The 25,918-nt window shown below is 63.0% G+C and carries 23 protein-coding genes and 1 tRNA gene; 11 read left to right on the top strand and 13 right to left on the bottom strand.

What is annotated here, in order from left to right:
• Window positions 1-48 precede the first annotated feature (48 nt).
• The 4 genes from ACTIEW_RS15410 to ACTIEW_RS15395 are packed head-to-tail and all read right to left on the bottom strand — an operon-like array spanning window position 49 to window position 3,106.
• A complete protein-coding gene (locus tag ACTIEW_RS15410; protein WP_439478782.1) occupies window positions 49-1,347 on the bottom strand; it encodes an anthranilate synthase component I family protein in 1,299 nt (432 codons plus the stop codon).
• A 2-nt stretch (window positions 1,348-1,349) separates the two neighbouring features.
• Window positions 1,350-2,129 (bottom strand): tyrosine-protein phosphatase, encoded by a 780-nt coding sequence (locus ACTIEW_RS15405; RefSeq protein ID WP_439478781.1) that lies wholly within the window; start codon window positions 2,127-2,129, stop codon window positions 1,350-1,352.
• Between the two features lie 46 nt (window positions 2,130-2,175).
• Window positions 2,176-2,478 (bottom strand): winged helix-turn-helix domain-containing protein, encoded by a 303-nt coding sequence (locus ACTIEW_RS15400; RefSeq protein ID WP_439478780.1) that lies wholly within the window; start codon window positions 2,476-2,478, stop codon window positions 2,176-2,178.
• 4 nt (window positions 2,479-2,482) lie between these two features.
• Complete coding sequence (locus ACTIEW_RS15395) at window positions 2,483-3,106, bottom strand: hypothetical protein (RefSeq protein ID WP_439478779.1); 624 nt, start codon at window positions 3,104-3,106, stop codon at window positions 2,483-2,485.
• Between the two features lie 709 nt (window positions 3,107-3,815).
• On the opposite strand from ACTIEW_RS15395, the gene ACTIEW_RS15390 reads away from it, so the two are divergent.
• Window positions 3,816-4,565, top strand: coding sequence for an SAM-dependent methyltransferase (locus tag ACTIEW_RS15390; protein WP_439478778.1), 750 nt, complete (start codon window positions 3,816-3,818; stop codon window positions 4,563-4,565).
• 6 nt (window positions 4,566-4,571) lie between these two features.
• Here the strand turns inward: ACTIEW_RS15390 and ACTIEW_RS15385 are convergent, their stop codons facing one another.
• The 3 genes from ACTIEW_RS15385 to tsaD all read right to left on the bottom strand — a co-directional run bounded on the left by ACTIEW_RS15385 (window position 4,572) and on the right by tsaD (window position 7,264).
• Window positions 4,572-4,934, bottom strand: a complete 363-nt coding sequence (locus ACTIEW_RS15385) for a Rieske (2Fe-2S) protein (protein ID WP_439478777.1) — start codon at window positions 4,932-4,934, stop codon at window positions 4,572-4,574.
• A gap of 155 nt (window positions 4,935-5,089) precedes the next feature.
• The gene (locus tag ACTIEW_RS15380) at window positions 5,090-6,088 is read right to left on the bottom strand and encodes an NAD(P)H-dependent glycerol-3-phosphate dehydrogenase (RefSeq protein WP_439478776.1); all 999 of its coding nucleotides are present in this window, start codon (window positions 6,086-6,088) and stop codon (window positions 5,090-5,092) included.
• A gap of 9 nt (window positions 6,089-6,097) precedes the next feature.
• Window positions 6,098-7,264: a tRNA (adenosine(37)-N6)-threonylcarbamoyltransferase complex transferase subunit TsaD gene (gene tsaD, locus ACTIEW_RS15375; protein WP_439478775.1), complete on the bottom strand. Its 1,167-nt coding sequence runs from the start codon at window positions 7,262-7,264 to the stop codon at window positions 6,098-6,100.
• A 56-nt stretch (window positions 7,265-7,320) separates the two neighbouring features.
• On the opposite strand from tsaD, the gene hemC reads away from it, so the two are divergent.
• The 5 genes from hemC (at window position 7,321) to ACTIEW_RS15350 (ending at window position 10,653) form a co-directional block, all read left to right on the top strand.
• Window positions 7,321-8,271, top strand: a complete 951-nt coding sequence (gene hemC, locus ACTIEW_RS15370; protein WP_439478774.1) for a hydroxymethylbilane synthase — start codon at window positions 7,321-7,323, stop codon at window positions 8,269-8,271.
• Window positions 8,268-8,948: a uroporphyrinogen-III synthase gene (locus tag ACTIEW_RS15365; RefSeq protein WP_439478784.1), complete on the top strand. Its 681-nt coding sequence runs from the start codon at window positions 8,268-8,270 to the stop codon at window positions 8,946-8,948. Before hemC ends, ACTIEW_RS15365 begins: the two co-directional genes overlap by 4 nt.
• Before the next feature lie 165 nt (window positions 8,949-9,113).
• Window positions 9,114-9,189, top strand: a tRNA-Thr gene (locus tag ACTIEW_RS15360).
• Window positions 9,190-9,359: 170 nt separating this feature from the next.
• Window positions 9,360-9,926 carry a type VI toxin-antitoxin system SocA family antitoxin gene (socA, locus tag ACTIEW_RS15355; RefSeq protein WP_439478773.1) on the top strand — a complete coding sequence of 189 codons (567 nt, stop codon included), beginning with the start codon at window positions 9,360-9,362 and terminating at the stop codon, window positions 9,924-9,926.
• A gap of 178 nt (window positions 9,927-10,104) precedes the next feature.
• Window positions 10,105-10,653, top strand: a complete 549-nt coding sequence (locus tag ACTIEW_RS15350) for a hypothetical protein (protein ID WP_439478772.1) — start codon at window positions 10,105-10,107, stop codon at window positions 10,651-10,653.
• On the opposite strand, the gene ACTIEW_RS15345 is transcribed toward ACTIEW_RS15350, so the two are convergent.
• The 6 genes from ACTIEW_RS15345 to ACTIEW_RS15320 all read right to left on the bottom strand — a co-directional run bounded on the left by ACTIEW_RS15345 (window position 10,643) and on the right by ACTIEW_RS15320 (window position 17,212).
• Window positions 10,643-11,509, bottom strand: coding sequence for an abortive infection family protein (locus ACTIEW_RS15345; protein WP_439478771.1), 867 nt, complete (start codon window positions 11,507-11,509; stop codon window positions 10,643-10,645). The genes ACTIEW_RS15350 and ACTIEW_RS15345 overlap by 11 nt on opposite strands.
• A gap of 553 nt (window positions 11,510-12,062) precedes the next feature.
• The gene (locus tag ACTIEW_RS15340; protein WP_439478770.1) at window positions 12,063-14,348 is read right to left on the bottom strand and encodes a DUF5906 domain-containing protein; all 2,286 of its coding nucleotides are present in this window, start codon (window positions 14,346-14,348) and stop codon (window positions 12,063-12,065) included.
• Complete coding sequence (locus tag ACTIEW_RS15335) at window positions 14,345-14,500, bottom strand: hypothetical protein (protein WP_439478783.1); 156 nt, start codon at window positions 14,498-14,500, stop codon at window positions 14,345-14,347. The genes ACTIEW_RS15340 and ACTIEW_RS15335 overlap by 4 nt, the downstream gene beginning before the upstream one ends.
• Before the next feature lie 110 nt (window positions 14,501-14,610).
• Entirely contained in the window at window positions 14,611-15,285 is a 675-nt protein-coding gene (locus tag ACTIEW_RS15330; RefSeq protein WP_439478769.1) for a hypothetical protein, read from the bottom strand.
• Window positions 15,282-16,439 (bottom strand): tyrosine-type recombinase/integrase, encoded by a 1,158-nt coding sequence (locus ACTIEW_RS15325; protein WP_439478768.1) that lies wholly within the window; start codon window positions 16,437-16,439, stop codon window positions 15,282-15,284. The genes ACTIEW_RS15330 and ACTIEW_RS15325 overlap by 4 nt, the downstream gene beginning before the upstream one ends.
• 143 nt (window positions 16,440-16,582) lie before the next feature.
• Window positions 16,583-17,212 (bottom strand): hypothetical protein, encoded by a 630-nt coding sequence (locus ACTIEW_RS15320; protein ID WP_439478767.1) that lies wholly within the window; start codon window positions 17,210-17,212, stop codon window positions 16,583-16,585.
• A 657-nt stretch (window positions 17,213-17,869) separates the two neighbouring features.
• Here ACTIEW_RS15320 and ACTIEW_RS15315 point away from each other — a divergent pair.
• The 5 genes from ACTIEW_RS15315 to ACTIEW_RS15295 all read left to right on the top strand — a co-directional run bounded on the left by ACTIEW_RS15315 (window position 17,870) and on the right by ACTIEW_RS15295 (window position 25,665).
• A complete protein-coding gene (locus ACTIEW_RS15315; protein ID WP_439478766.1) occupies window positions 17,870-18,130 on the top strand; it encodes a helix-turn-helix domain-containing protein in 261 nt (86 codons plus the stop codon).
• Window positions 18,131-18,304: 174 nt separating this feature from the next.
• A complete protein-coding gene (locus ACTIEW_RS15310) occupies window positions 18,305-21,403 on the top strand; it encodes a type ISP restriction/modification enzyme (protein WP_439478765.1) in 3,099 nt (1,032 codons plus the stop codon).
• A 115-nt stretch (window positions 21,404-21,518) separates the two neighbouring features.
• Complete coding sequence (locus ACTIEW_RS15305) at window positions 21,519-23,150, top strand: RNA-directed DNA polymerase (protein WP_439478764.1); 1,632 nt, start codon at window positions 21,519-21,521, stop codon at window positions 23,148-23,150.
• Window positions 23,151-23,807: 657 nt separating this feature from the next.
• The gene (locus tag ACTIEW_RS15300) at window positions 23,808-24,869 is read left to right on the top strand and encodes a class I SAM-dependent methyltransferase (protein WP_439478763.1); all 1,062 of its coding nucleotides are present in this window, start codon (window positions 23,808-23,810) and stop codon (window positions 24,867-24,869) included.
• A gap of 349 nt (window positions 24,870-25,218) precedes the next feature.
• Entirely contained in the window at window positions 25,219-25,665 is a 447-nt protein-coding gene (locus tag ACTIEW_RS15295; protein WP_439478762.1) for a cupin domain-containing protein, read from the top strand.
• Window positions 25,666-25,918: the final 253 nt, after the last annotated feature.

The following is a 25,918-nucleotide window of genomic DNA, read 5'->3' as shown; positions in this document are numbered from 1 at the left end:
AACTACCTCGTCAACTCCGGATACGGTTCCGTGTGAACGAGTCCCGCTCTAGAGCCCGGTCAGCGCTTCCCTTAGCGCCCTGATCTTGGCCTCCGTCTCGGCCAATTCGGCGGCCGGATCGCTGTCCGCCACGATGCCGGCCCCGGCCAGGGTGCGAAACCGCCACCGCCCCTCCATCCGCTCGAACGAGGCCGTCCGGATCAGCACCGAGGCCGTCAGCCGGCCGTTGTCCTCAATATGGAACAGACTGCCGCACCATGGCCCGCGCGGCGGCTCATGCCCGGCGATGATCTTCATCGCCTGATGCTTGGGCGCGCCGGTGATGGAGCCGGGAGGGAAGGTCGCCTCCAGCAGATCCGCCGGTCCAATCCCAGGGCGCGCCAGACCGGTGACCGTCGAAACCAGATGGTGGACGGTCGGATGGCTCTCGACCTCGAACAGCGCCGTGACGGAAACCGAGCCGGGCTCCGCGACGCGCGACAGGTCATTGCGCATCAGATCGACGATCATCAGGTTCTCGGCCCGGTCCTTGGCGCTGGCGCTGAGTTCGGCGGCCAGCGCGGAGTCCCGGTCAGGATCAGGATCGCGCGGCCGGGTGCCCTTGATCGGCCGACTCTCGATCCGGCGACTGTCGGGGTCGAAGGTCAGGAACAGCTCGGGCGAGTTGGACACCACGGCGCGGTCGCCCAGGCGCCAGAAGGCGCCGTAGGCCGCGGCCCGGTCCGCCAGCCGAAGCATGACGTCGAAAGGATCGACGCCGGGCTTCAACCCTCCGGTCCAGGCCCTCGCGATATTGGCCTGGTACAGTTGACCCGCCGCGATCCGGTCCACCACATCGGCGACCGCGGCGAGATAGGCCTCCGGCGCCTCTTCCGCCGCGAAGGCATCGGCGGGGGCCGACGGACAGGTCGAATCGACCGCGGAGGCCAGCCAGCTCCCGGCGCGGTCGGCGGCGGCGCGCGCGGCGTCCGGATCATCGCCCCGACCGAAGACCCGCACCACGCCTCCCTGATGGTCGAAGGCCAGCATGGCCGGATAGCGGGCCAGCATCAGGTCGGGCCAGACCGGATCGCGCAGGCCGGTCGCGGCGCGGGCTCCGGCGTCATAGGCCAGCAAGCCGACCACGCCAGCGGCGAAGTCAGGGCTCCGTAACAGGTCCAGCGTCCCGCCCAGTCCGGTCGTCCCGACATGGACACGGTCCGGTTCAGCGGCGACGAACGACCAGCGGCCCAGCACGCCGCCGTCCGACAGCAGGGCCAGCGGCCCTTCGAGCCGGCGCAGGCCCGCGGCGACCGCCAGCGGATCCCGCCACGGCCGTTCGCGGACCTCGACGGAGCGCGCCGCCATCGTCACGCCGCCAGCCGCGCGCCGATCCGGTCGCGCAGGGCCGTATCGACCCCGAGCGCCTGCTCCAGATAGGCGTCGGTCGAGCCATGAAGGGCGGCGATCTCGCCCAGGGCTGTGTCCAGATAGACGGCCTCGACCCCGAGGAAGGCGACCACGGCGTCATGGGAAGCGGCGCGGCCGGTCATGGCCTCAAGCTGGCGGGCGATGCCGGGCGCACGGCCTTCCAGATCGACGGCGGTGTTGGTCAGCAGATAGTCCGCGACCATGTCGTCGTGGTGGACCCCCAGCAGATGATGGGTCAGGGCGGCCAGCAACCCCGTACGGTCCTTGCCCGCGGCGCAGTGGATCAACACCGGGCCGTCCGCCTCGCCCAGGGCGCGGAAATAGCGGGCGAACAGGTCGAGGTGCGACGGTTCGAAGGCCAGCCGCCGATAGGTGTCGGTCATGAAGCGCCGGCCTGAGTCGGGCGTCAGGTCGGCGGTGCGCAGGAAGGTCATATGCGGCGCCTCGCCACCGTCGTCATGGGCGCTTTCGATCACCGCGCCGGCGAAGCCCGGGGGCCGTTTCGAAGGCTGGTCGCGGCGCTCGGACGGGCGGCGCAGATCGACCACCGTGGCGATGCCCAGGACGCCGAGACGATCCAGATCGGCTTCGGTGGCCCGCGCCTGATGGCCGGACCGGAACAACCGGCCCGGCGCGACCTGTCGTCCGGCCGCCGTGGCGTAGTCGCCGTAGTCGCGGAAATTGTCGAGGGCGTCGAAGCGGTGGATGCGGCCGGTCATTCGCCCTGTCTAGACGACCATCCCGATGCGAACCACCGCCCTGCCGTCATGCCTTGCCGACGAGACCCTGCATGGCGTCGAGATAGGCGACGAAGGCCTTGCGGCCGACCGGCGTCATCGTCGCCTCGGTCAGGGGTTTGCGACCCTCGAACCGTTTGCTCACGGCGACGAAGCCGGCGTCCTCAAGCTTGCGCAGATGGACCGACAGATTGCCGTCCGTGGTCTGCAGCCGCGCTTTCAGGGTGTTGAAGTCCGCGCTCTCGACGCCGGAAAGCACAGCCATGATCCCCAGACGCACCCTGCCGTGGATGACATCGTCGATCCGGTTGATGTCGAACTCGTCCGTCATGGGATCAGGCCCGCGCCTGCCGCATCAGCAGCCAGCCCGGCAGGGCCATCAGCAGGAACAGGGCGGCGGCGTATGCCAGGTACTGCGCATCCTGCCCCGCCATCCACGCCAGCACGGGGGCGGCCACGAAGGAGCCGCCCGCCAGCCACCACAGCATCCGGTTCCGGTACATGGTCGCGGTTACGGCCCAGCCGATGCCGTAGAAGACCATGATGATCGACGGCGACAAGGCCAAGCCCAGCATGGCCGCGTCCTCGCCAAGCCGGTAACCGAGCACGGCCAGCGAGGCGAACAGGGCGAAAATGCCCCAGCCCAAGGCGCTCCAGGTCGTGCTGGACGCCCGGTTTCCCGCCGTAACCACGCCGGCTTTTCGCTTCAGGCCCATGATCACCACCGTCAGGACCACCAAGAACAGTCCCGTCGCGATGAGCCAGACAACGCCCTCGACGACGCCGGGGACGTCTATCAGACCGCCGATCTGGGCCCAGTGCGCCAAGGCGGCGAAGCCGTAGATGAGGCCTGCGGACATGAGGATGGAGGCGCCCTGCATGGGAGCGCCGGCGCCCTCCTCGGCGAGCCGGCGCATCCAGGCGATATCGGCGGCGGGGTCTTCGTTGGTCTCGGTCATGGGGTCGAGGTCCTTTCAGAGTCGGCGGCCAAGGTCCAGCCACAGGGCCGGCAGCAGGGCCGCAAGCGCAAGCGTTCCGGCCTGGATCAGATGTCGCCCCTTGATGGCACATCAACTTTGTATTGTAAAGTACTTGATTACGAGGCGTCGATGGTCGGGAGGCGTGCGGAGCGTCCGGGCCTTCGCCCGGAAGAGGCAGATGGAATACCGTTTCGACGAAAGACGAACGCTCCGCGCGGAGATTGATCGGAAGCTTGCGTCCGGTGGCGGTTTTATCGCCTTACCGCAGCGCCTCCGGCGGGCGGGCCGTGCTTGCGACACGGTCCCCGGACCGGGCGAGTATCCCCCTCGCCCCTGACATCCGTTTGGTTATCAGACCCCGGGCGTTGGCTGCCTTGCTCTGGCAGCCGGGAACCGGGCCCCCGCTTCTCCACATCCCGCCGCCAAAGGACGCAAGGCCTCTGCGCCTCCCCCGCGACGGGACGGAGGGAGTCTAGGAGGGGCTGTTCCTGTGGCGGGCTGGGGACGCTGTAATTTTTGGAAGGTGTGGGAAGTCAGCGGGTTAGCGGCCCGCGATGTGCTGACAATCGGCGGCTTGTCAGCAGTGCGTCACGTCTCCTCCCCCCTTCGCGCAGCGAATGGGAGGAAACAAAGCGCTATTCCCCTTCGCGCCCCTTGCCCGGCCCCGCGGGGCGGGAGACAAACGCGGATGAGTATGAGTTTCCAGCGCATCGCCTATGAGGTCCGCGAGGTCTGCAACGGCGTGGAGCTGGCCGCGCTCGAGGCGGCGGTGGGGCGCACCGGCCTGGGCGACGGCGCGACAGCGATCGACATCGGCACGGGCAATGCGACGGTGGCCATTCAGCTGGCGCAAAGGTTCGCTCTGACAGTCGCAGCGATCGAGCTGGATCCGGTCATGGCCGAGCTGGCCCGGAATCGGATCGCGGCAGCCGGCGCCGGGGGCCGGGTGTCGCTGACCGTCGCGCGCGCGGCGGAGGCGCTGGCGCGAATGGAACCCGTCGACCTGATCGTAGCCTTGGGGACCACCGACATCAGCGGCGAGGGCCGGCCGACGCCCGAGGCCGGCTTCATCGCCCTGCGCCGGAGCCTCAAGCCCGGCGGCTGGCTGCTGTGGGGCGACGTCGTCTGGCTGGCGGAGCCGCCCGCCCCGCTGCGCCAGATCACCGAGGCCACCAACCTCTATACCGACGACGCCGGCTGGCGCGCCGCGGCGCTCTCCGCCGGGTTCGAGGTCATCGACGGCCGGATTTCGCCGCAGGATGTGTTCGACGCCTATTCCGCCGACTCGATCGCCGCCGCGCGCGCCTGGGTGGAGGCCCACCCCGAGGCGCCGGAAGCAGGCTCGATCCGGTTCAACGCCGACCGGGTGCAGGCCATCATGGAGTTCGGCCGCGACTATATCGGCTTCGGCCTCTATCTGCTGCGCAACCCGGACTGACCGGCGTCAGGCGGTGCGGATGATCCCGCCCGAGGCCGCAACCGGCCAGGGCGTCAGCCGGGCCCCGGCGCAGGGACCGCCGACGCAGGTCCCGGACAGCGGCTCGAACACCGCCCCGTGCCAGCCGCACAGGATCAGCGACCCGTCCGGAACCAGATAGCGGTCCAGCTCGATCGCCAGCGGAAAGCCCTGATGCGGACAACGATCGACATAGCCGGCGACCTGACCGGCCTTGCGCACCACAAAACCGTGGAAGAAGGCCTCGCCGATCTGCAGCACAAAGCCGCGCGAGCCGGGATCGGCGATGTCAGCCTCGGCGCACAGCGCCACGCCGGGGGGCGTGATCCAGACGCGTTTGCGTTCGCTCATTATTTCCCGCTCATCCCGGCGAAAGCCGGGACCCAGTGCTCTGGATGACGGAGGGCTGGGACGATGTCTCTTCGGTCGTCCTGAGACGCCGGCGTCAAGCTGGACAGAACTGGGTCCCGGCTTTCGCCGGGATGAGCGGATCTCTTGTTTTGCATCTAGTGCCGTTCGGCCTTCAGCGGGCGGGACAGCAGGTTGTCGATCACCGCCTCGACAGTGGTCTCGCCGTTCAGCAAGGCCGCCACCGCAAGAGAGATCGGCATGTCGACGCCCATCTTCGCGGCCAGCTCGCGCACCGCCGGCGCGCTTTCATAGCCCTCGGCCACGGATCGCTTGCCCGCAAGCGCCTGTTCCACCGTCTGCCCCTGACCGAGCGCGAGACCCAGACTCATGTTGCGCGACTGGGGGCTGGAACAGGTCAGCACCAGATCGCCGAGGCCGCAAAGGCCCGCCACCGTCTCGGCCTGACCGCCGAGGGCGACGCCCATCCGGGTCATTTCCGCGAAGCCGCGGGTGATCAGGGCGGCGTGTGCGCTGCGCCCCAGGCCGCGGCCCTCGGCCATGCCGCAGGCGATGGCCAGCACATTCTTGATGGCTCCGCCGACCTCGGCCCCGATCAGATCGGTGGCCAGATAGGGCCGGAACCCGGGCGCCGACAGGGTCCACATCAGCTCCTCACCAAGCCCTTCGTCGGCGCAGGCCAGGGTGACAGCGCTGGGCAGGCCGCGCGCCACCTCGCCGGCGAAGCTGGGACCGGACAGGACCGCGGCCGGGGCCGCCGGCAGAGTTTCGGCCAGCACATCGGTCATCAGTTTCAGCGAGCCGCGCTCAATCCCCTTGGAGCAGAGGATCACCGGCACGCCCGGACGATGGTGGGCGGCGAAGGCCGCAAGAGTCGAGCGCATATGCTGCGCCGGCGGCACGGCGAGGATCAGGTCGCAGGCGCCGAGGTCGGCCAGATCGGCCGTCACAGACACATGGTGGTCGAGGACGATGTCCGGAAGGAAGGCCTCATTGATGCGGCGCGCGCGGATGCTCTCAACCACCTCGGGCTCACGCGCCTGCAACAGGACGTCGAGGCCGGCCCAGCCGGCGACCTGGGCCAGGGCCGTGCCCCAGGCGCCGGCGCCGATCACTCCCGCGGTCTTGAACTGCATGCGTCGTCCCTAAGCCTTGGCGCCCTTGCGGCCCGGCGCATGCGTCGGATCGTTGAGCGCGCTGTGTTCGTCGAGCGGCCAGCGCGGCCGCGCGGCGGTGTCGATGTCCGAAACCAGACCCTTCCGCAAGCGTTCCGCCCCCGCCAGCGCGATCATCGCCGCATTGTCCGTGCAGTAGGCCATGGGCGGGGCCAGAAAGGCGAATCCGTTTTTCTCGGCTGTCGCCTGCAGCGTCGCGCGGACCGTCCGGTTCGCCGCCACGCCGCCCGCCACGACGAAAAGGCCTTTGGCTTGCCCTACCGCCTCGCCCGCGGGGCGAGGCTGCTTGAGGGCGTGGGATTCCGCCCAGGCCTTCAGCGCGCGATCCGAGCGTTCGCTGAGCTGGCGGGCGATGGCGGTCTGGACCGCGTCGGCGAGGTCGGCGCGCTGCTGGTCGGTTTCGCAGGTCTGGGCCAGCCTCGCCGCGGCTGTTTTCAGGCCCGAGAAGGAGAAGTCGCAGTCCTTGCGCCCCAGAAGCGCGCGCGGCAGATCGAAATGCGACCCGTCGCCGCCCTCGGCCAGTTTCTCCAGCGCCGGACCGCCCGGATAGCCGAGACCCAGCGCCTTGGCGATCTTGTCGAAGGCCTCGCCCGCCGCGTCGTCGATGGTTGTGCCCAGCCGCGTCATGTCGCCGACGCCGCGCACCTCCAGCAGTTGACAATGACCGCCGGAGACCAGCAGCAGCAGGAAGGGATAGTCGGCCCGCCCGCAGAGCCGGGCCGAGACCGCATGGCCTTCCAGATGGTTGACCGCGATCAGCGGCAGGCCACGGGCCAGGGCGACCGCCTTGCCGAAACTCAAGCCGACCATGACGCCGCCGACGAGGCCGGGCCCGGCGGTCGCGGCGACCCCGTCCAGCTCCGCCCAGGTCATACCCGCTTCTTCCATGGCCCGACGGACGACGCCGTCGATCATCTCGACATGGCTGCGCGCCGCGATCTCGGGAACGACTCCGCCATAGGCCGCGTGGTCGTCGATCTGGCTGTGCACCACCGAGGACAGGACCGTGGCTTCGCCGTCCGCCGACAGCCGCACCACCGAAGCGGCGGTCTCGTCGCAGCTGGTCTCGAGGCCGAGCACGGTGAGAGGCGCGGTTGCCCGGCTCCCATCGCTGCTATAGTCGGCGGACCTCTCCATCGGGTCGAGGTAGCGACCCCTTCCCCCAGGCGCAACGATTCATGGCGCAACGACTCATGGCCCCTCTCGTCCGCATCGGCACGCGCCGCTCGAAACTGGCCCTGACCCAGTCGGGCATGATGCAGCGCGCCATCGGCCGGGCCCTCGGCGTCGCCGACGCCGACCTCCCCGAAGCCGTGCCCCTGGTCGAGATCGTCACCACCGGCGACCGGGTGCAGGACCGTCGCCTGATGGAGATCGGCGGCAAGGCGCTGTTCACCAGGGAGATCGAGGAAGCATTGGCGGAAGGCCGCGTCGACGTCGCCGTTCATTCGATGAAGGATGTCCCCGCCGACCAGCCCGAAGGTCTGTGCATCGCCGCCGTCCCGCCGCGTGAGGACCCCCGCGACGCCTTCGTCAGCGAGGCCTTCGCATCGTTCGTTGACCTGCCCGTCGGGGCGCGGCTGGGCACAGCCTCGCTGCGGCGACAGGCCCAGGCGCTGGCGCTGCGGCCCGACCTGACCATCGAAATGCTGCGCGGAAACGTCGACACCCGGCTGCGCAAACTGGCCGAAGGCGAGTTCGACGCCATCCTGCTGGCGGTGTCGGGGCTGAACCGGCTGGGGTTCGAAGAGGTGATCCGCGAGCGGATGTCGTTGAACGATTTCCTGCCCGCGCCGGGACAGGGCGCTCTGGCGCTTCAGACCCGGACGGAGGACCTCGGCGCGGCCTGGGTCGCAGCGCTGAATGACCCGATGACGGCGCTGGCGATAGCAGCCGAGCGCGGCGCGATGACCGCGCTGGAGGGTTCGTGCCGCACGGCTGTCGGCGCCCATGCCGAGATCGCCGACGGCCGGCTGCGTCTGACCACGGAAATGCTGGCGCCGGACGGCTCCGCCCGCTGGCGCCGCTCGGGCGAGATCGGCGACGTCGCCGCGGCCGACGCCCTTGATCAGGCTCGCGCCCTCGGCCTGCGGCTCGGCGCCGAGGTCCACGCCATGGCCGGCGACCAGCGGGTCGAGCCCTGACGGCGATCCGCCGCATCTGGGTCACGCGCGCCGAGCCGGGCGCCACGCGCACCGCCGACCGTCTGACCGCCCTCGGCTTTGAACCCGTCATAGCGCCCCTGCTGGCCACCCGGTCGATCCCGCAGGCTGCGCCCGACCTGACCGGGGTGGCCGCGCTGGCCTTTACCAGCGCCAACGGCGTCGCTGCCTTTGCATCCCTGACTTCGGACCGGACCCGCCCCGTCTTCACCGTCGGCGACGCCACCGCCGGAGCGGCGCGGACGGCGGGTTTCGCCCGGGTTCAGTCGGCGAGCGGTGATCTCGACAGCCTCGCCGCTCTGCTGAGCGCGCAAGGGCCTGCGGTCGGCCCGTTGCTGGTTCCCGGCGCCCTGGAGCCGGCCGGAGACCTGCCCGCCCTGCTGCGGGACCGCGTCGAGGCCCGGGCGCTGCCCCTCTATGAAGCCGTCGAGACCGGAGCCGCGGCCCCCGCCGCCTTCGACGCCGTTCTGGTCCATTCCGCCCGCGCAGCCCGGGCGCTGGCCGCCCTTGGCCCCTTCGCCGGCCAGCTGGCCTTCGCCCTGTCAGCGGCGGCGGCGGACCCCCTCGGCGACCGTTCCGGCCTCGAGATTCGCCTCGCCCTGACGCCCGATGAGAACGCCCTGCTCGCGGCGCTTGGCAATCCCCTGCGTCGCGTATAAAGAGCGCCTCTCGCGCGGACGGGCTCCATCCGCCGCGCCAAGGCCGCTTTAGCTCAGCTGGTAGAGCATCGCATTCGTAAGTAGCGGGTCAGCCGCTTTTTCCGGTGGTGTTCCAGTCAGTTGGCTTTCGGGGTTGGGATTTAGTAGTGGATACGTAGGGTTTAAGCCGCTTTAGCTCAGCTGGTAGAGCACATCATTCGTAATGATGGGGTCAGGTGTTCGAGTCACCTAAGCGGCACCACCCACGCCCTTAAAAACTTACTATTATCAGTTAGCTGACGTCCGAAATCGTTCAGACCGGTGGTACATGTCGCGCCTTAAGGGGTAACACTTTCACCTTGTGACAAGGGATCACCGGCCATCTAGAGCGAGCGGCTTCCGTCCTCCGTCGTTTTAGGCCAACCTTGCCATATGAGCAGCTTGCCGGTGAACCAGTGCGCTCACGACGCCCGAGCAGTGGCGAACCTCCTGCTCGCGAGGGCTGACGGTTACGGCATCGCAGTCACGAATCTCGCGCTGCAGAAGCTGATCTATTTCGCTCACGGCTTGATGCTCCGGCGGCACAATCGCCCCCTCGTCGATGGCTACTTCGAGGCTTGGGAGTTTGGGCCGGTCCACCCCTTGCTCTACGCAACGTTCAAGGGGGCGGGACGGGTGGCCATCAGCGAGCAGGCTATGGGGCGGGATTTCCGCACAGGGGCTAGGATCGCGCTGGCAGCGCCGGTGGACGCCGCCGCCGTAGAGATCCTCGACGAAGTTCTCGCTGCGCTCGGGCGGCAGCCCGCATCAAGCCTCGTTCGCATCTCCCACGCTCGCGGGGGGCCTTGGCACGAGGTTGTGAACGAAAGCGGAACTCGGACTCGCTTCGGCTTACGTATCTCTGATATTCTGATCAGGGAGCGATTCCATCGCCACATGGTGATGGTCCGCTCCGATGATCGGATTGGAGATGTCGTTGACGAAAGCCCGCCTGCCTGAAACCGACCTCGCTCGTGTCGCTCCCATGGCGACGAACGACAAATGGCGAGCGTTGCGAGGGATGCGGTCGGGCTGGTCCCCGATCTCCTACCGCCCCGCCCGGCTGCACCTTCCAGACGCCCTGAACATTCAGCGAGCGCTTCCGATGATTGTCGCGAGCCCCTCAAAGGACGCTTTGTTGGCCGCCGTCCGAAAGGTGTCTGGCAGCGACGACGAGGGAGACTCGAACGCCGAGGTCATTGGTCTGCTGTTCGACTTCATCCGGGACAACGAGATTGTGGTGGTCGAGGAGGAGTTCGCTCCGTTGCGGCTTGCTGCGGGCTACAGCGCGACGTACTGGGCCGATGCGGTATTGCGGTGGGAGGATCGGCTCCTCGTCGTCAACACGGACTTCCGCCGTTCGACAGGCTACTCGGCTTTGGGTCAGCGGTTCTCGACATCCGTCGCCCATGAACGCATCCGGAAACTGGGAGCGGAGTACGCGGAGATTGAGCTCGGCATCATCCGCTTCCCCGCCCCCAAGGACCGGCCCCGGTCGATTGAACTGGTGGTGCCGCAGGTCGAGCTGATCAGCTACGAGGATCTGGCCGCGATGACGGAAGAGACGCTCTCGATCTGGGATCAGGTGTGCTCCGAAAAGTCCCAGACGGTGCGCGACAAGGCCGCCAACGACGATGTTGGACCCCTGTTCGGCCAGAAGGCGAAGGGCGACGGGACTACCGGCTAGCCCCCACTTTCGGGCCGCGCCGGGCTTCCCACGTTTCCAGAACGAAGAGCGCCATGGTGTGGGCTGCGTGAACGGCGAGACGGGCATGGCGCGCGGCCAACCGGTAGGGTTTGCGTTCTGTCCCTCCGTCGGAGTGACCGTGCGCCGAGCCTCGGTGCGTCCGTAGAGCGGCGACGCCATCTGCGATGCTGGAGAGGCCGGACAGAATGCGCTTGAGGTCTAGGTCGGCGACGTCCTTCGGACGCAGACCGAGGTGGGCCGCCGTTTCCGACCACAGGGTTCCCAACACCTGCTTGTTCGGTAGAGGGTGGCCTTCGGTTGCCAGATACGTCTTACAGACCGCCTCAAGGATCGCGCAGGCAGCAGTGACGGCAGCAGGCGGATCGCTCTCGACCTGTTCGTAGGCTCGCTGGTACTCAGTCTCGACAGTTACTACGCCGTCCTTCGCCAACCGCTCGGCGAGAGATTTGGACGGACCTGAGAGGGTCCCACCCACGATGTACCCGCCTCGTCGGTAGGTCAGGCCCTCGCGCTTTAGGCAGTCGAGCACAGTCTCACGGGGATCGGCGGCGTCCTCTGACGCCTCGCCAGACCACAGGGTCCGATGAACGGCAGCGGGCTCCGTGTCCATGAACTCCGCAATCAGCCTCGCGAACCGATCTAGGGCGTCGTCCTCGCACTCCGCGTTTGCACGCCTTAGCCATTCCATGACCTTGGCGGGTTTGCTGCGCTCTGGAGGATCACCTGGAAACCCCGCGCTCATAAACAGGGCGTCCAATTGGTCGTGACTGTATCGCTGACTCAGAATGGGAGCGACGGTCCCGATGATCGCCGGGGGTATGCGGTTGGATGTCATGGCGAGCGTCTGCGATGGAAAACGCAACGCTGAACTCTGCATCACCGAGGGGCAAGTCGCGTCAGGCCCTTTCGGTCATTGTGGTACGTCCGCGCGCACCACGGCAGGGAGCGGCAGGGGCTCGTTGCGCAGCGGCTGCACATCGCCATTTGAGGATACGCCCAGCTCCGGATTAGCGCTGGTGCGCTGGCCGGTAGCAGCACCGCCAATGCAACAGCGCTACAGCGCGCTAGCCGCTTTCTCCCTCACGACCTGACTGAGCCGAAATCACCGGCAGAAGGGGCAAATCGGCCAGCTTGAGCAAGAGCGACCAACGAATGAGGCGGCCGTCCGTATGGGTTGTCAGGATCGTAGGAGGAAGGGGACCCATGGGGGGTATGGCCCTCCCCTGTCAAAACGGCCCACCTCGTGAGCGATAACTTTTCCGGGTGATCTTGCAAGGCTGCAGGGCAGGCAAGGCATTTTACTCTTCCACCCCCTCAAGGAAAACACGGGGGCCTGTGCTGGGCGCACAGGGGGTTATTTGCCTTGCCTGCCCTGCGCGCCTGCACCGTCAAGCCGGCAAGTCGGGCTGCCAGTCCTTGGGAGGTGAAGTCCAATCTATTTGCATACCAACATGCCGCTGATAGCGCCTGCGCGCCTCCGGTAGGGCTGGGAAACGGTAGACGGTGGTCCGTCTTGATCGCCCGAAGTGATCGGTAAAACGACCTGTTTGGCCTTCGCTGATGGGATCAAGGATCTCACGAACCTTTTTGCCCAGCGCGCTGTCAGTCGCCCCGTAGTGGCCTTCTCTGTCACGCATGTCTGCGACCAAATCAGCCACGCTAGTGCGCGCAACTTCGTCCACGCCTGAGCCCGGGAGAATACCGCGGTCCAAGAGGTTAAATAGATATCTGAGAACCGGGTCTGCAGTCGGCAGAAACTGACCAAATAGGGCCTTGTTGGGTAATGTTTCTCGCGGGTCTGGGTCCTCACTTAGGTTCCAGTTCAACAGGTCATGAAGCATTGCTGCAGACCCACCTGCCGCCATCTGGCGCGCAATCGACCCGAAGTAGCCTTTGTCCTGACGCCGATGGGCGGACACCTCGATCATCATCCATCTGCGGTCATTCAAATCGGCTGGCACTACCGATTCCTCGTTCGAGGCCACAATAAAACATGCTCGATTCGGCATTTGAATCGGATCGACGCCCTTCTGCTCGATCATGATCACAGGCTCGGTGAGGCGGGTCTTAAGCGCACCAATCCGTTTGCGATCGCCCCCGAATGTGCCCTCGTCGATGAAGATCAGCCGCCGCCCCATCAGATATGCGTTGAAGTGCCCAAGCACGTGCTCCGGTGATGTCACGGTGACGAAATGAGGCCGCCACAGGCCTCCAAACATGTTTGCGAAGAAGCCTTTTCCAGTTCCCGGAAGCCCTCGCAGTACCGGCGCAGTGCCTATTGGTTCAGCTGGATTCTGCACCACCCATGCCATCCAGTTTAGCAGCCACCGCCCCGTTTCCGGATTGCCTGAGGCGATTACGTCCTCGACGAACGCTCTGAAAAGAGACCAGTCACCGGGCACCGGCTCGACCGGAAAGCCGCGCCACATATTGTAGCTCGCACCGTGAACTCCCGGTTCTTTGGATGGGTCAAAGATCAAGCGTTCAACACGGCGCGACTGCGGCGATTTCAACCAGTCATCCCCGAGGTCCTGCGGCTCGTTGCGGCCTTCAGGCTCGTACGGATATGCCCTCAGCCGCGACCGCAAGCTCTCCGGCCCCAGCAGTTCGATTACACTCAGGCCGTCTGGGTCCTGCGGGCTTTCGTCGATGACCGATGGGCGCTTGCCCGCGCCAAGGATCATGTAACGGGCGTTGACCTCAGCAAAGGCATCCGCCTCACCCTCGGGCACCCAGCCGTTTTTGCGAGCCAAGTGAAACAGAGTTCCGATACCAACACCACGGCGGGCACCGAATGACGACCAGCGGGACTCGCAATCTTGGTCGCTGCCGAAAGAGTCGGAGGTTCGCGACCACTCAAGCCATGTCCCATACCCCTCTTCACCATAGCCATGGTGGAGGACCATTCCGACCATGATCCACTCGTCATACTCATCTGCCGGGATCACAGCGAGCATGCTGGCAGCGACCCCGATCGGTGGCGGAGCGCGGCGGCTAGAGCTCGTTTTCTTTGTCGGCGGGTTGGCGGGTAGGGCAGCGGGATCGATGTCAGCGTTTAAGAGCGCCTCAAGCATCGGTGGCGTCCATTCGTCCAAAGGAACGACGTCGCTAAGATCGTCGCTCCATGGGGCGGACTGACGGCTGAACGGCAGGCAGATGCTGCTGCCGCCCTTCGGCGGAGCGACATCCTGTTTGGGAAACACCTCCACGTGGCCAGCGGTCACGCCGCGAGCACCAGCCTTCAGTCCAGCTCTGTGCAGCACGGCCATCAATAGTCGGCGCACGAATGCGGCCGACTGCGGCTTTTTCCACAGGATCCAGAAGTGTGAGCCTTGGCCGCCGCTAGAACGAACGAGCATGAATCGCAGTCCAAGCCTCCTTAGCTCTGACTGCACAGCATGCACTGCCTTGCGGGGGCCTTCCGGGTCAGCTCGCGCGTGATGCACATCGAAGTCGAGCACGCCGATGCGAGTCTGCGCACCGCGCAAAGGATAGATCGAAACAGATTTGCTCGTGCTGAGGTGACGACGAACATCAGGCAGTTCCGGAGGCCGATGTACGGGGCGGTATGATACCTTCTCGCCGTCCTCATGGCGGACGGAGTGTAGCGTTGAGTTTCCTAGCTCTGCTATCTGCAGGAGGAGCCCTTCAACCCCGCCATTCTGATTGCTCATCGCGCCACCTCAGTGCCGCGCCGGCGATGATTGGCAATCCAGTCTTCCAGCGCCGCGAGCTCATAACGAACCGCCCGCCCATGTTTGATGTAGCTTGGCCCAGTACCGAGCCATCTATGGCGTTGGAGCCATGCTGGCGTCATGGCGAGCATTCTTGCCGCGTCGCGCTCGTGGAGAAGAGGGGAGGGTTGAGGTCGCATTTGTTGGCTCCTGTTTGAGGGAGCCATCCAACTAGGACAGGCTAGGGCCTTGGTGTTGGGTATTAAGTGGCCGGGTTCTGACCCGACCCTTGATCCTCGGCCTTTTCCGTCCAGTAGCTAGCCAAGGCCAAGGCGATCGGATCGATATCAGCCCGGATATTCCAACGGCCCAGAATTTCGGCGATGGCGTCCAAATCCGCCTTCATTTCAGCCTCTTCACCAGCGACCCGGCCATCCAGAACGTCAACAAGGTAGTTTCGGTATTCGCTCTGTCCGAGCCGCTTTCGGATAGTCTCTGCGAAGACATTTGGATTTCTGCGCTTAGCCGCCGCACGATCCGCGAGATACGTCAAAGATGCGTCACGCGGCACTTGCATTTTGAAGTCGCGGTTCTCAACCTCGGCATCCAGAGTCCACGAGAGGTTGGGCCGTTGAGCGTTGGATTCCAATGCTACGATGCCATTCTGCTTGGACGTAAGAAAGGCGTTGAAGGTCTCAGGTAGATCATAGCTTTTAGTCGCCCCGGTTGATCTGTGCCCCGACAACTCTGTAACCGCCCTGCGTACACGGAGATGGCGCTCGTCTTCGGTTTCCGTCGGCGTCTCTGGGTGGGCATTAACGATCCCCACGACCAGCTTTTCCAAGAACGACGAGAAAAAGGGACTGCGTTCGGTAGGAAATTCTCGGTCTACAAAGCGCTCGGGACGGGCGAACGGGTCCGTTCCAACCTCGGTCATTGCGCCAACTCCAAAATCCTGTCTGCGATCCGGTTCACGGGTGTGCGCAACCGATCAGTGTTGATGACTATATAACCGCCGGTGACGTCATTGTTGGCTCGGTGGTTCATCAAACGTTTTAGCGCGTAGGCAGGAATGTCCAAGCTCTCGGCGATGGTGACAAACGTCCGTCGCAGGTCGTGGACCGTAAACGCGACGCCCGATGCCTTGGAGACCCGGGCTGAAAACGTCTTCACCTCCTTGAGATGACCGGTGGTGCCGCGCCCGGGGAAGACCCACTCTACTTCCGGCAGTCGCTGCCGGCGAGCGATAAACAGGTCCATGAGGTACCATGACAGCGGCAGCTCTAGCGGCTCACCGTTCTTAGTCATGGGGACTGTGAGCGTTTCGCTTACAAGGTCGATGTGCTCCCAGCGCAGGCCGGTCACCTCAGACCGACGCATGCCTGTGAACAGGGCAATCTTGAGGAAATCCCTCGCATCTTCGGTTTCGTTTTCGACCGCTTCAAACCAACGCGGCAGTGCGTGCATTGGGATAAGGGTTCGCCGTCGCTTTTCAATATGCCAAAGGCGACCCTTGCTGAGCACGACCACAGGGTTGGGAGGCAATTCGCCCACCGTAGCGGAGACGAAGTTATAGACTGACCGCAGATGCCTCATCACGTTGTTCGCGGTGGTGGGGCCATTCTGCTCACTTATGCGGCGGTGGCAGGCCATGATCATTTCTGGGGTGATCTCGCCGAGTTGGCGGTTCGCCCAAGCCTTGAGGTAGAATGAGTTGCTGCGGCCGTAGTGCATACGGGTGTTTGCCGTTAGCGACGTTCTGCCGGCAAAAAACCGCTCAAAGGCCTGATCGACGGATAGACTTGTCGCTCTGGCGGTGCGTTTGGCCTCGTTTGGATCGTTGCCATCGGCCATCTCGGCCAGAATGCCGAGGGCCCGCTTACGTGCGATTTCTGGGACCATAAGCGCCGCTTGGCCAATTGTGACCCGCACCGTGCGCCTCCGAACCTGCCGTTCAGCAAAGTAGCTGGATGACCGGGTACCGACCCGTAGGCCGAGGCCCCTTAGGTCTGTGTCGTAATATAGGACCTGCCCGGAGGCAGGCCGTTCAATCAGGTCGATGTTGCGCTTCGTGAGCCGGATTTGCGGCATGACACCCTCCAAACTCAAGTTTGATAGGGTGAGGGTCGTCGTCAGCGAAAGCCCAATCAGGACGGATTAGCGGGCCTTCTTCGTTCTTCAATGAATGTCGAAACCAGCGGCTAAGCGCCCGGGCTCAGCCGCTCTGATAACGGCTAGGGGCGCTTCGTCCAGGGCGGCCATTTCAATAGTCCCGGCTGAACCTCCGGGCCGGTTCGGATCGGGGCGACCAACGGAACACTGTCCGGATCAAACCCGCTCGCGACAGCCATCTGACGGCGCTCCGCGACGCGCATTTTTTCCGCCTTAATGTTCTCGGCGACGCGCTTCTCGTCAGCCTCGCGCCATCGCTCCTGTAGAACTGGCCTGACGAGAGCATCGGTCCCGTAGTACGCGAGATCGGATTGGGTAAAGCCCTTCTCGGCGATGATTGCGTCGATTTCAGCTTGGTAGGCAGCAGCTTCTGCCGCGAGGCGCGGAGCGTCCCGCGCAAGCCTCCTCTCGACCTCTGCCTCGTATTCTAGTTCGGCCTCAGTCAACTCTTTGGGGGGCGATGGTTCTGGTGGCGGCTGAAGGATTTTCAGCGCAGTAGGCTTCAAGCGCGACCCACAGACCAAACAGATTATGCGGACGTCGCCGCTTCCCAAAAAGCCCGCTAGAAGTCCTGCTGGCCCCATGAGGGCGGCTCCGACAAAGGCCGTGGCTCCGCCAAATCCTTTCCCCGCCACCGTCAGTTGGGTGCTGCTGCATTTGGGGCAAGCGGCTGTCGGTTCGGTGATCGTCACTGGTCGCTAGCCCCCAAAGATGCGTGGCGGGTCCTGCCTCGTGTCGATCTGGTAGCGAACTGTACCCGACCCACTTCGGTACTCAATGCAAGTCACCTCGAACACTCGGCCGCCGCCGACCGTCAGGCGGTTCGCGCTAACTACGCGCGCGCACAGGTGGCCATTGAGGTTGAGGATGGTCGCCAGCTCTGCCCCGTTGGCGGCCTGCTGCGGCGGTAGGGTGGGCGCACTTGGCGGCCGTTGAGCTTGCCCGGCCCCTACGGAGGGCGTTTCTGCCGGGGCTAGGCTTACAGCACGCCGGGCGGCGGCACAGGCGCGCGGTGCTGACAAATCCGGGTTTTCCATCCAGTAGGTGGAGCGTCTCAGCGCCTCACTTTGGGCCCGCAGGTCCTCATCTGAGGCGGTGGGATTCACGCCGCCTGCTGAAGGGTCAACGCCGGTGCAGGGGTCGTCACCGAGTTCATATTGGCCGTCACCGCTGCCGCAGCCCTGCAGGAAGCAAACGGTCGCGATCAACGCCGCAGTCTTGAAGAGTGTAGTCACGCCACCCACCCCCGCCCCTTGCCGCTTTCGCGCCGCCGGGCCGCTTCTCGCACCCATGATGGGTGCGCCTGAACTGAGCCTTAGCAAGCGGTCACGCTGTTTGAAAGTGACTGGATGCGGAGGGTTTGGGTTACATCGCCGGCCTATGAGGCAGCGGTCAGCCAGCTTGTCGCGGTGCGAAAGCGCTGTGGTCTTTCGCAACGAGATTTGGCCGAACGCATCAACAAGCCACGGTCATTCATCTCCAAGATTGAAAACCGAGAACGTCGCATCGACATCGTCGAGTTCATCGTGTTGGCACGAGCCTTGGGCCTTGATCCCAATGACTTGCTGGCTGAGCTGGCGGGGTCGCTGCCCAATCAAATCGATATCTAATCAGGCGCCCGGCGTGGACCGCGGGTAGCGGTAACCCAATGCTCCCGCGGAGGCTCACGAGGAGCGCTGCGAACATCGCCCGCCGGCCCTAACTTCCGGACCATCGCGGTTGATCGGTGCGACGACTTGCACGGGTCACCCAAACGAGGCGAAGTTACGCGGCTTGGGGGATGTATGAGCCAGCAACTGATTAACGCTTATCTGAAGGAGCTTGCCACCCTTCGCCGCATCGGCGGCACAACCGAGGGCGTCACGTCGGAGGCGTTCAAAGATCTGCTGAAGGCTTGGGCCCGGCCGCTGGGCTTCACCTTCATCCCACAGCACGCCTTCACCACTACCGCGCGAGTCAACAACCGCGTCGACGGCGCGATCATGCTGGAGCGCTTCCCCATCGGCTACTGGGAGGCCAAGGACGAGGACGACGACCTCGACGTTGAGATCGAAAAAAAGTTCCGGCGCGGCTACCCCAAGACCAACATCGTCTTCGAGGACACCCACCGCGCGGTCCTGTGGCAGCACGGCAAGTTCGTCATGGACTGCTCCGTCACCGATGGCCCGGAACTGGGGAAGCTGCTGGACATCTTCTTCGGCTACGAGCGCGAGGAGACGACCAATTTCAAGAAGGCCGTCGCCCAGTTCAAAGTTGATCTGCCCCCCGTCCTGGACATCCTGCGAGAACAGATCGACGCCGCCCAAGCCAATGTCGCGGCCTTCCAGACCGCCGCCGCCGCGTTCCTGAAACAGGCGAAGGAGACCATCAATCCGTCGGTCACGGCGGAGGATGTTCGGGAAATGCTGATCCAGCACATCCTGACCGAAAACATCTTCGCAAAGGTGTTCGGCGACGACGAGTTCCACAGGAAGAACAATGTCGCACAGGCACTGTATGCGCTGGAGGACACCTTCTTTTCCGGGGATGTGCGCCGCCGCACCCTGTCGAAACTCTCTACCTACTATGCGGCCATCGAATCCGCCGCCGCCCTCATCAAGTCACACAGCGAAAAGCAGGGCTTCCTCAAGGCGATCTATGAGGGGTTCTACAAGGTCTACAATGCCAAGGCCGCCGACCGGCTGGGGGTCGTCTATACCCCCAATGAGATCGTCCGCTTCATGGTCGAGAGCGCCGACTGGCTGTGCGAGAAACACTTCAAGAAGAACCTGATCGACCGCGACGTCGAAATCCTGGACCCCGCAACGGGCACCGGCACCTTCATCGTCGAACTGCTGGAACATTTCAGCGGCCAGCCGGAAAAGTTGAAGCACAAATACGCCGAGGAGCTCCACGCCAACGAAGTGGCAATCCTGCCCTACTACGTCGCCAACCTGAACATCGAGGCGACCTATGCCGCCCTGAACGGTGGCCACTACGTGGAATTTCCGAGCCTGTGCTTCGTCGACACGCTCGATAACGTCGCTGCCTTAGGTGTCTATCAGAACCAACAGTATGACCTTCTGGGTGGCATCTCCGGCGAGAACGTCGAGCGGGTTAAGCGACAGAACCGGCGGAAGATAAGTGTTGTCATCGGCAACCCGCCCTACAATGCCAATCAGCAGAACGAGAACGACAACAACAAGAACCGGACCTACCCGTCCATCGACGATCGCATCAAGCATAGCTACATCAAGGAAAGCACCGCCCAAAAGACCAAGCTTTATGACATGTACGCCCGCTTTTTCCGCTGGGCATCGGACCGGATCGTGGAGAACGGCATCGTCGCCTTCATCACCAACCGCAGCTTCATCGACGCCAAGAATTTTGACGGCTTCCGCAAGGTGGTGGGCCGCGATTTCGCCGAAGGCTGGGTGATCGATCTTGGTGGTGACTACAAGCGGAAGGACCAAGGCGGCGGAGGCAACGTCTTTGGGATCGGCACAGGCGTGGCGATCAGCTTCTGGGTGAAGCGGTCGAATGCACACGGGCGCTGCCGCGTTCGCTATGTCGCTTCCCCTCCCGGATCGGGCGAAGAAAAACTCTCCTGGATTGCGCAACAGACGATCGAAGCGCTTCGGTTTGAAGACGTGACCCCATCGGCTGACGGATTCTGGTTTGGAAATCCGACCGTCGACACCCATGGTTCTTTGCCGCTTGTGTCGCGTGAAGCAAAAGCCGGGAAGAGCCACCCCACCCGCAAGGCAATTTTCCGCAACTACTCACTTGGCGTCGCCACAAATCGAGACGACTGGGTCTACGATTTCAGTGAAGGACGGCTCGGAGAGAAAATCTCGTTCTTCATTGAGACATACAACTCTGACCGGGTGAGGCTAGGGAAGCTAGGCGCTCTCAGAAAACCCACCGACCATGTTTCACGGTCAATAAAGTGGACGAGCGAACTGGAAGCTCTGCTTTCCAAAGATCGGCCCATTCGCCTTGGAGCCGAGAGGATTCGTGACGCAGCGTATCGGCCATTCACCTCGAAGAAGACCTACTACGATCGACACGTAACGCACCGCGTTTATCAACAGGATGAATTTTTTCCGATCGAGCGACACGTCCGCAACGAGTTGATCGTCTTTTCAGACCCGACGTCGCAAAAGCCTTGGATGTGCGCGGCCGTGGATCGCCTTCCGGACCTCCACTATGTTGGAGCCGGTGCTGGAGCAATGTGTGCCGCTCGCTACCGCTATGTCGGCACCGACCGCCTCGACAACATCACTGACTGGGCGCTGAAACAGTTCACCGACCGTTATGGTAAAGCCGCCGCGATCAGCAAGGACGACATCTTCGCCTATGTCTATGCCGTGCTGCACGACCCGGTTTACCGCGAGACTTATGCCCTGAACCTGAAGCGCGAATTCCCACGCATCCCCCTCTATCCCGACTTCAGGCGCTGGCGTGACTGGGGTCAGGCGCTGCTGGACCTGCACATCGGCTATGAGACCGCCGCGCCCGCGCCGCTGACCCGCACCGACACCCCCGATCCGAAACGCGCGCCCGACACCACGCCGGTGGTCAAGCTGAAGTCCGATCCCGACAACGGCATCGTCGTGCTTGACGCCGACACCCAGCTATCAGGCATACCGCTAAAGGCCTGGCGCTATCGCCTCGGCGACCGCTCGGCCATCGACTGGGTGCTGGACCAGCACAAGGAAAAGACACCCAAGGACCCGACCATCCGCGAGAAGTTCAACACTTACCGCTTCGCCGAATACAAGGAGGCGGTGGTCGATCTGCTGGCCCGGGTCGTGACCGTCAGCGTCCAGACCGTCGCCATGACCGACACCATGGCGGCCTTGCCGGCCTCCGCCCGCGAACAGAAGAGGGCTGACGCATAATGGCGACCGCAGCGGACGTGCAGACCCACGAGCCGTTCTGCTGGCCCATCGTCGAGCGACTCAAGGCTCACGGCTGCTCAATGATCGAGCTGTCGTTGATGTTAGGGGCGATGGCGTGAAGGACCGGTGGGGACTTATTCAGCGGGGGCTTTTCCCGGAGACGGTGCCGCCATGCTTCACCTCAGTCGATCTAAAGCGTGCGTTCTCGGGGCTAGTCCGTGACCTAAAAAGCAAAGAGTTTCACCAAAAACGGCATACCGATTACATTCGGTATAACGGCACGAAACACGATCATACCCGCCGCTATTTCGGCACTCCTAACCCTATATCATACTTCTATGTAGCGAGCTTCATCGCGGATAACTGGGAGATATTTAACGAACGTTTTGAAAGTTCACCATTCTCTGTAAGCAGCCCGCGGATAGGTCGGGATACTGATGATCGTCCTATCGTCATTCCATCTTTGTCAGAATTAACCTCCATCGCATCTCAGAAGCTCGGCCACTCCGCATTCATTTTGAAGACTGATATATCTCAGTTTTTCCCAAGCATTTATACCCACTCCATCGCTTGGTCAGCTCATGGTATAGACCACGCAAAGGCAGATCAGGCTGTTACATCCAAAGAGATGTACTTTAACAAGCTAGATTTCTTTGTTCGCAACTGTCAGTTAGCCGAAACCAGAGGGGTTCTTGTTGGTCCAGATGCATTTCGGCTAATAAGTGAGTTCATAGCATCCGGCTTGGATTCGGAATTCAATGAAGGAATAAAAAGCTATGTGATTGGTGCCGCAAGGCACGTTGATGACTACTATATTGGCATTGGAAGTCAGCCTGAAGCACTATCGGCGCTCTCCACACTGCGAGACACACTTCAGCGCTTCAATTTACAGATAAACGATGCGAAAACCCGAACTATGGATGGTACGGAGCCGCTAAACGAGATCTGGGCTCAGCGCATGCGTAAGCAATCTCGGGAGCTAAGACAGCAGTACCATGCGCCTTCTGAAGATATATTGCTGTTTATTAATGAGGCGATGTCCCTATCAAAATCAATTGGATCAGACAGCCCCGTAAAAATTGCCCTGCGGACGTTTGACCAAACTAGGCTGTATCAAAAGGCGTCTTGGGCCTTGATTGAGCCCTACCTATTGCGGGCAATTTTTCATCACCCACATTGTATTGATTACGCTGCTCTGCTTGTAGCCAAAAGGGTGGCAACGGGTGGTGAGATTGATAGAGATAGTTGGAAAAGTGCTTGCCACGACTTAATTTCTAGGCATCTGCCCCTTAACAATCATCATGAAATCGTCTGGCTTATGTGGCTCATGATTTCATGCGATATAGATTTAGACCACGCCGTAGTTGATAAGCTTTCTGCGAACGGAAACTCGCATATAAGCGCAATAATTGTTTATGCTTATACAAAGGGCTCCATAAAGCGCAGACCGCCGATAAGTCTGGGCGCAAAATTATCTACCACTGATGATAACTGGCTTTTGAATCTCGTCGCGAAATCATCCGGTTACTCAAAAGCGTCGTTCTCCGGCGCGCTTTCTTCTGAGTTTGATCATCTAGTGGCGAAAAAAGTCAGGATGATCGATTTCAAAGCGCACATGGACAGTGTCAAAAATCACGGCACCCGGGCGATAAGCCTGACAAGATATGGCTACGATAGCGACAACGATGGACCCGATCTGTCCGAGGGGTTCGACTGGGGCGATGACGACGACGATCCTTTGGGATGAGTTTTGGCGCGGCTTGGTGAGAAAAGCGGACCTTCCAACCAATGCTGCGAGTCCCGACCGGCCGCTCATGTCATCCGATATGAGGTCCGGTAGTATGGCGAAATCAGGCGTCGCCGTCAGGACGACACCAAGTGCGTATCGCGGGTAAAAATAGGGCACTAGTAGGGGATCGTGCTCATCGAACGTCCTGCTCGCTCCCACCCGAGCCAAGGTTAAGGCGTTCAGCCACTCGGCTTTTTGGCGATGCGTCCAAAAGCGGCAAAACCAATCATAGAGGTCCGCGCATAATTCGTAATGCGGGGGTCAGGTGTTCGAGTCACCTAAGCGGCACCACCTTTCCAGAGCCACTCTAGCTTGGAAGTTGTCGGGCAAGCGGCGGATAGGCCGTAACGCTGGGTCGGCGCGTGGGTCCGGGCTGGGGAGCTTTCAGCAAGGAAGGGCTCGGCGATGCTACAGTCACCTCATTTACTTCGTTCGCCCGTCTTGACGCCCTCAAGTTGGGCCGCCTCGACGGGTTCCGGCCGCTGAGTGCTTTGGGTTCGGGTGAGTGGTTTGAGCCGTCCAGACCCCGTCTATTGCGCACGGAATGCTGTCGGAATACGGTGCGTCGAGCCCTAGTATAACCGCATAATCCCAACCGATCCGGCGGAGGATGCCATGACCGAGGCAGTAGACGAAGTCGTCCTGAACGATCTGATTGGCAAGGTGATTGGCGACGTCGCGGGTTCGATGAGCCTCTACATGGCCTACCTCGGAGATCAGGCCGGCGTGTTCCGCGCGCTTGACGGCGCGGGTCGATTGACGGTCGATTCCTTGGCCGCGAAGATCGGCCTCAACCCTAAATACCTCCACGAATGGCTCGGCTCGGTCTGCGCGGCGGGCTACGTTCAGCATCATGCCGAGGAAGGAACGTTTTCAATAACTCCCGAACAGGCGCTGGTCTTCGCGCGCGAGGGGCAACCTGCGTGCATGCAGGGCTTCTTCCAAGTGCTCGTGTCTCAGTTCGCCGGGCATGAAAGAGCGACTGAAACCTTCAGGACGGGCATCGGGCGGGCGTGGAGCGATCACCCCCAATGCCTGTTCTGTGGCACCGACCGCTTCTTCCGACCCGGTTATCAGGCTAATCTGATCGACAACTGGATCCCCGCGCTTGCCGGCGTGGAGGCCAAACTCAAGGCCGGTGGGAAGGTCGCCGACATAGGCTGCGGCCACGGCTCGTCGACCGTGCTGATGGCTCAAGCCTATCCGAACTCAACGATCCACGGCATCGATCTGCATGCCCCTTCGATCGAGGAAGCGAAAGCAAAAGCCGCAGCCGCAGGCGTGACCAACGTCGAGTTCCACGTCGCCAAGGCTCAAGATTTCGCCGGAGAGGGTTACGATTTCGCCTGCATCTTTGATGCCCTTCACGACATGGGCGATCCCGTCGGCGCCGCACGCCACATCCGCAACACGCTCGCCCCGGGCGGCACGTTTATGTTGGTCGAGCCCATGGCTGGGGATTCAATGGCCGACAACATGAACCCGCTCGGGCAAATCTTCTACGCGGCGTCGTGCACCATCTGCACGCCTAATTCCCTGTCGCAGGAAGTCGGTCTCGGCCTTGGCGCTCAGGCGGGCGAAAAGCGGCTCGCCGAAGTCTGCCGTGAGGCAGGTTTCACCAAAATCCGCCGGGCGGCGGAAACCCCCACGAACATGGTCTTGGAAGTGACCGGCTGAAAACAGCAGTTCGGTCTTTCGGAAGCCAGGAATGGCTTCGGACGCCTTCACCAGAACTTGGCGTGGAGACGGTTCTCGGCGAGGACCATTCAGTCTTAGATCGCTCCGGACGGTCCCCGTTCCACCCTCAGGCGGCAGTCCGCTTCCGACCGAGGCCGTGTAAAAACTCACTGCACCGAAGAACTGGCGTAAAATACTCCGTCATACTCGACGATCTGGGAGAAATATCTCCATGAGACGAGGCGATCCGACCTCTGAGCAGAAGAAAAACTGCGGCCAATTTCGGCGCCTTGGAGTTTTTTCCCGCATACCGAACTCTTGACCAACCTCACGCCCAAGGAGTCTGAGCATGTCCATCCATCCCATCCCCGCTCTTGCAGTCCTCGTGCTGCTGGCCGCCCCCGCTCAAGCCCAAGAACGCCCCTTAGCCATGGCCTACGATAGCCCGGCGCTCTCGTGGTCGCCCTGTCCCTCGGTGTTCCCTGAAGGCTGCGAACTGGCCGTCCTACATGGCGATCCGGCGCGACCGGGTGCCGATGTCCTGCTCAGGGTCGCGCCTGGCCAGACCCTGCCGGATCACAGCCACACGAGCGCGGAGCGCATGATGCTGGCTTCCGGGCGGTTGACTGTGAAGTATCGCGGCGCAGCGGAGGCGACCCTGACACCCGGAACGTATGCCTTCGGACCGGGAGGCCTCGCCCATCGCGCGACCTGCGTCAGCGCCGAACCCTGCGTGTTGTTTATTGCCTTCGACGGCGCGGTGGACGCTTTGGTTGCCGAGGGCGGCGTCGATTAGCGGACGATCCGCCCTGCCTGAGGGAGTAACCGTTCAGATCGACCGTTGCGATAGCATGAACCCCAACAAACCGATGTGGGGAAAGGGCGACTTGACCCATATCGCGGCGGCGATGCGCGAGAGCGGTGAGGCGTTGGTCGACGGATTGGGCGTGACGCTTGGAAGGGACGTCGAGCGGCTCGTCAGAAGGACCGCTTTCCATCTGTGGACGCCCCCTTCAGCGCAAGAGTGAATTCGGGATTGTTTGACACGT

Origin of the sequence: Brevundimonas sp., assembly GCF_051860745.1 — a bacterium.
Classification (GTDB): Bacteria; Pseudomonadota; Alphaproteobacteria; order Caulobacterales; family Caulobacteraceae; genus Brevundimonas.
The sequence above is the reverse complement of the archived record's forward strand: the minus strand, read 5'-3'. Positions and strand labels throughout refer to the sequence as shown.

Excerpts from the sequence above, each read along its gene's own strand:
- ACTIEW_RS15410 (WP_439478782.1), bottom strand. The coding sequence starts at position 1,347 with ATGGCGGCGCGCTCCGTCGAGGTCCGCGAACGGCCGTGGCGGGATCCG.
- ACTIEW_RS15405 (WP_439478781.1), bottom strand. The coding sequence starts at position 2,129 with ATGACCGGCCGCATCCACCGCTTCGACGCCCTCGACAATTTCCGCGAC.
- ACTIEW_RS15400 (WP_439478780.1), bottom strand. The coding sequence starts at position 2,478 with ATGACGGACGAGTTCGACATCAACCGGATCGACGATGTCATCCACGGC.
- ACTIEW_RS15395 (WP_439478779.1), bottom strand. The coding sequence starts at position 3,106 with ATGACCGAGACCAACGAAGACCCCGCCGCCGATATCGCCTGGATGCGC.
- ACTIEW_RS15390 (WP_439478778.1), top strand. The coding sequence starts at position 3,816 with ATGAGTATGAGTTTCCAGCGCATCGCCTATGAGGTCCGCGAGGTCTGC.
- ACTIEW_RS15385 (WP_439478777.1), bottom strand. The coding sequence starts at position 4,934 with ATGAGCGAACGCAAACGCGTCTGGATCACGCCCCCCGGCGTGGCGCTG.
- ACTIEW_RS15380 (WP_439478776.1), bottom strand. The coding sequence starts at position 6,088 with ATGCAGTTCAAGACCGCGGGAGTGATCGGCGCCGGCGCCTGGGGCACG.
- tsaD (WP_439478775.1), bottom strand. The coding sequence starts at position 7,264 with ATGGAGAGGTCCGCCGACTATAGCAGCGATGGGAGCCGGGCAACCGCG.
- hemC (WP_439478774.1), top strand. The coding sequence starts at position 7,321 with ATGGCCCCTCTCGTCCGCATCGGCACGCGCCGCTCGAAACTGGCCCTG.
- socA (WP_439478773.1), top strand. The coding sequence starts at position 9,360 with ATGAGCAGCTTGCCGGTGAACCAGTGCGCTCACGACGCCCGAGCAGTG.
- ACTIEW_RS15345 (WP_439478771.1), bottom strand. The coding sequence starts at position 11,509 with ATGACATCCAACCGCATACCCCCGGCGATCATCGGGACCGTCGCTCCC.
- ACTIEW_RS15340 (WP_439478770.1), bottom strand. The coding sequence starts at position 14,348 with ATGAGCAATCAGAATGGCGGGGTTGAAGGGCTCCTCCTGCAGATAGCA.
- ACTIEW_RS15335 (WP_439478783.1), bottom strand. The coding sequence starts at position 14,500 with ATGCTCGCCATGACGCCAGCATGGCTCCAACGCCATAGATGGCTCGGT.
- ACTIEW_RS15330 (WP_439478769.1), bottom strand. The coding sequence starts at position 15,285 with ATGACCGAGGTTGGAACGGACCCGTTCGCCCGTCCCGAGCGCTTTGTA.
- ACTIEW_RS15325 (WP_439478768.1), bottom strand. The coding sequence starts at position 16,439 with ATGCCGCAAATCCGGCTCACGAAGCGCAACATCGACCTGATTGAACGG.
- ACTIEW_RS15315 (WP_439478766.1), top strand. The coding sequence starts at position 17,870 with ATGCGGAGGGTTTGGGTTACATCGCCGGCCTATGAGGCAGCGGTCAGC.
- ACTIEW_RS15310 (WP_439478765.1), top strand. The coding sequence starts at position 18,305 with ATGAGCCAGCAACTGATTAACGCTTATCTGAAGGAGCTTGCCACCCTT.
- ACTIEW_RS15300 (WP_439478763.1), top strand. The coding sequence starts at position 23,808 with ATGACCGAGGCAGTAGACGAAGTCGTCCTGAACGATCTGATTGGCAAG.
- ACTIEW_RS15295 (WP_439478762.1), top strand. The coding sequence starts at position 25,219 with ATGTCCATCCATCCCATCCCCGCTCTTGCAGTCCTCGTGCTGCTGGCC.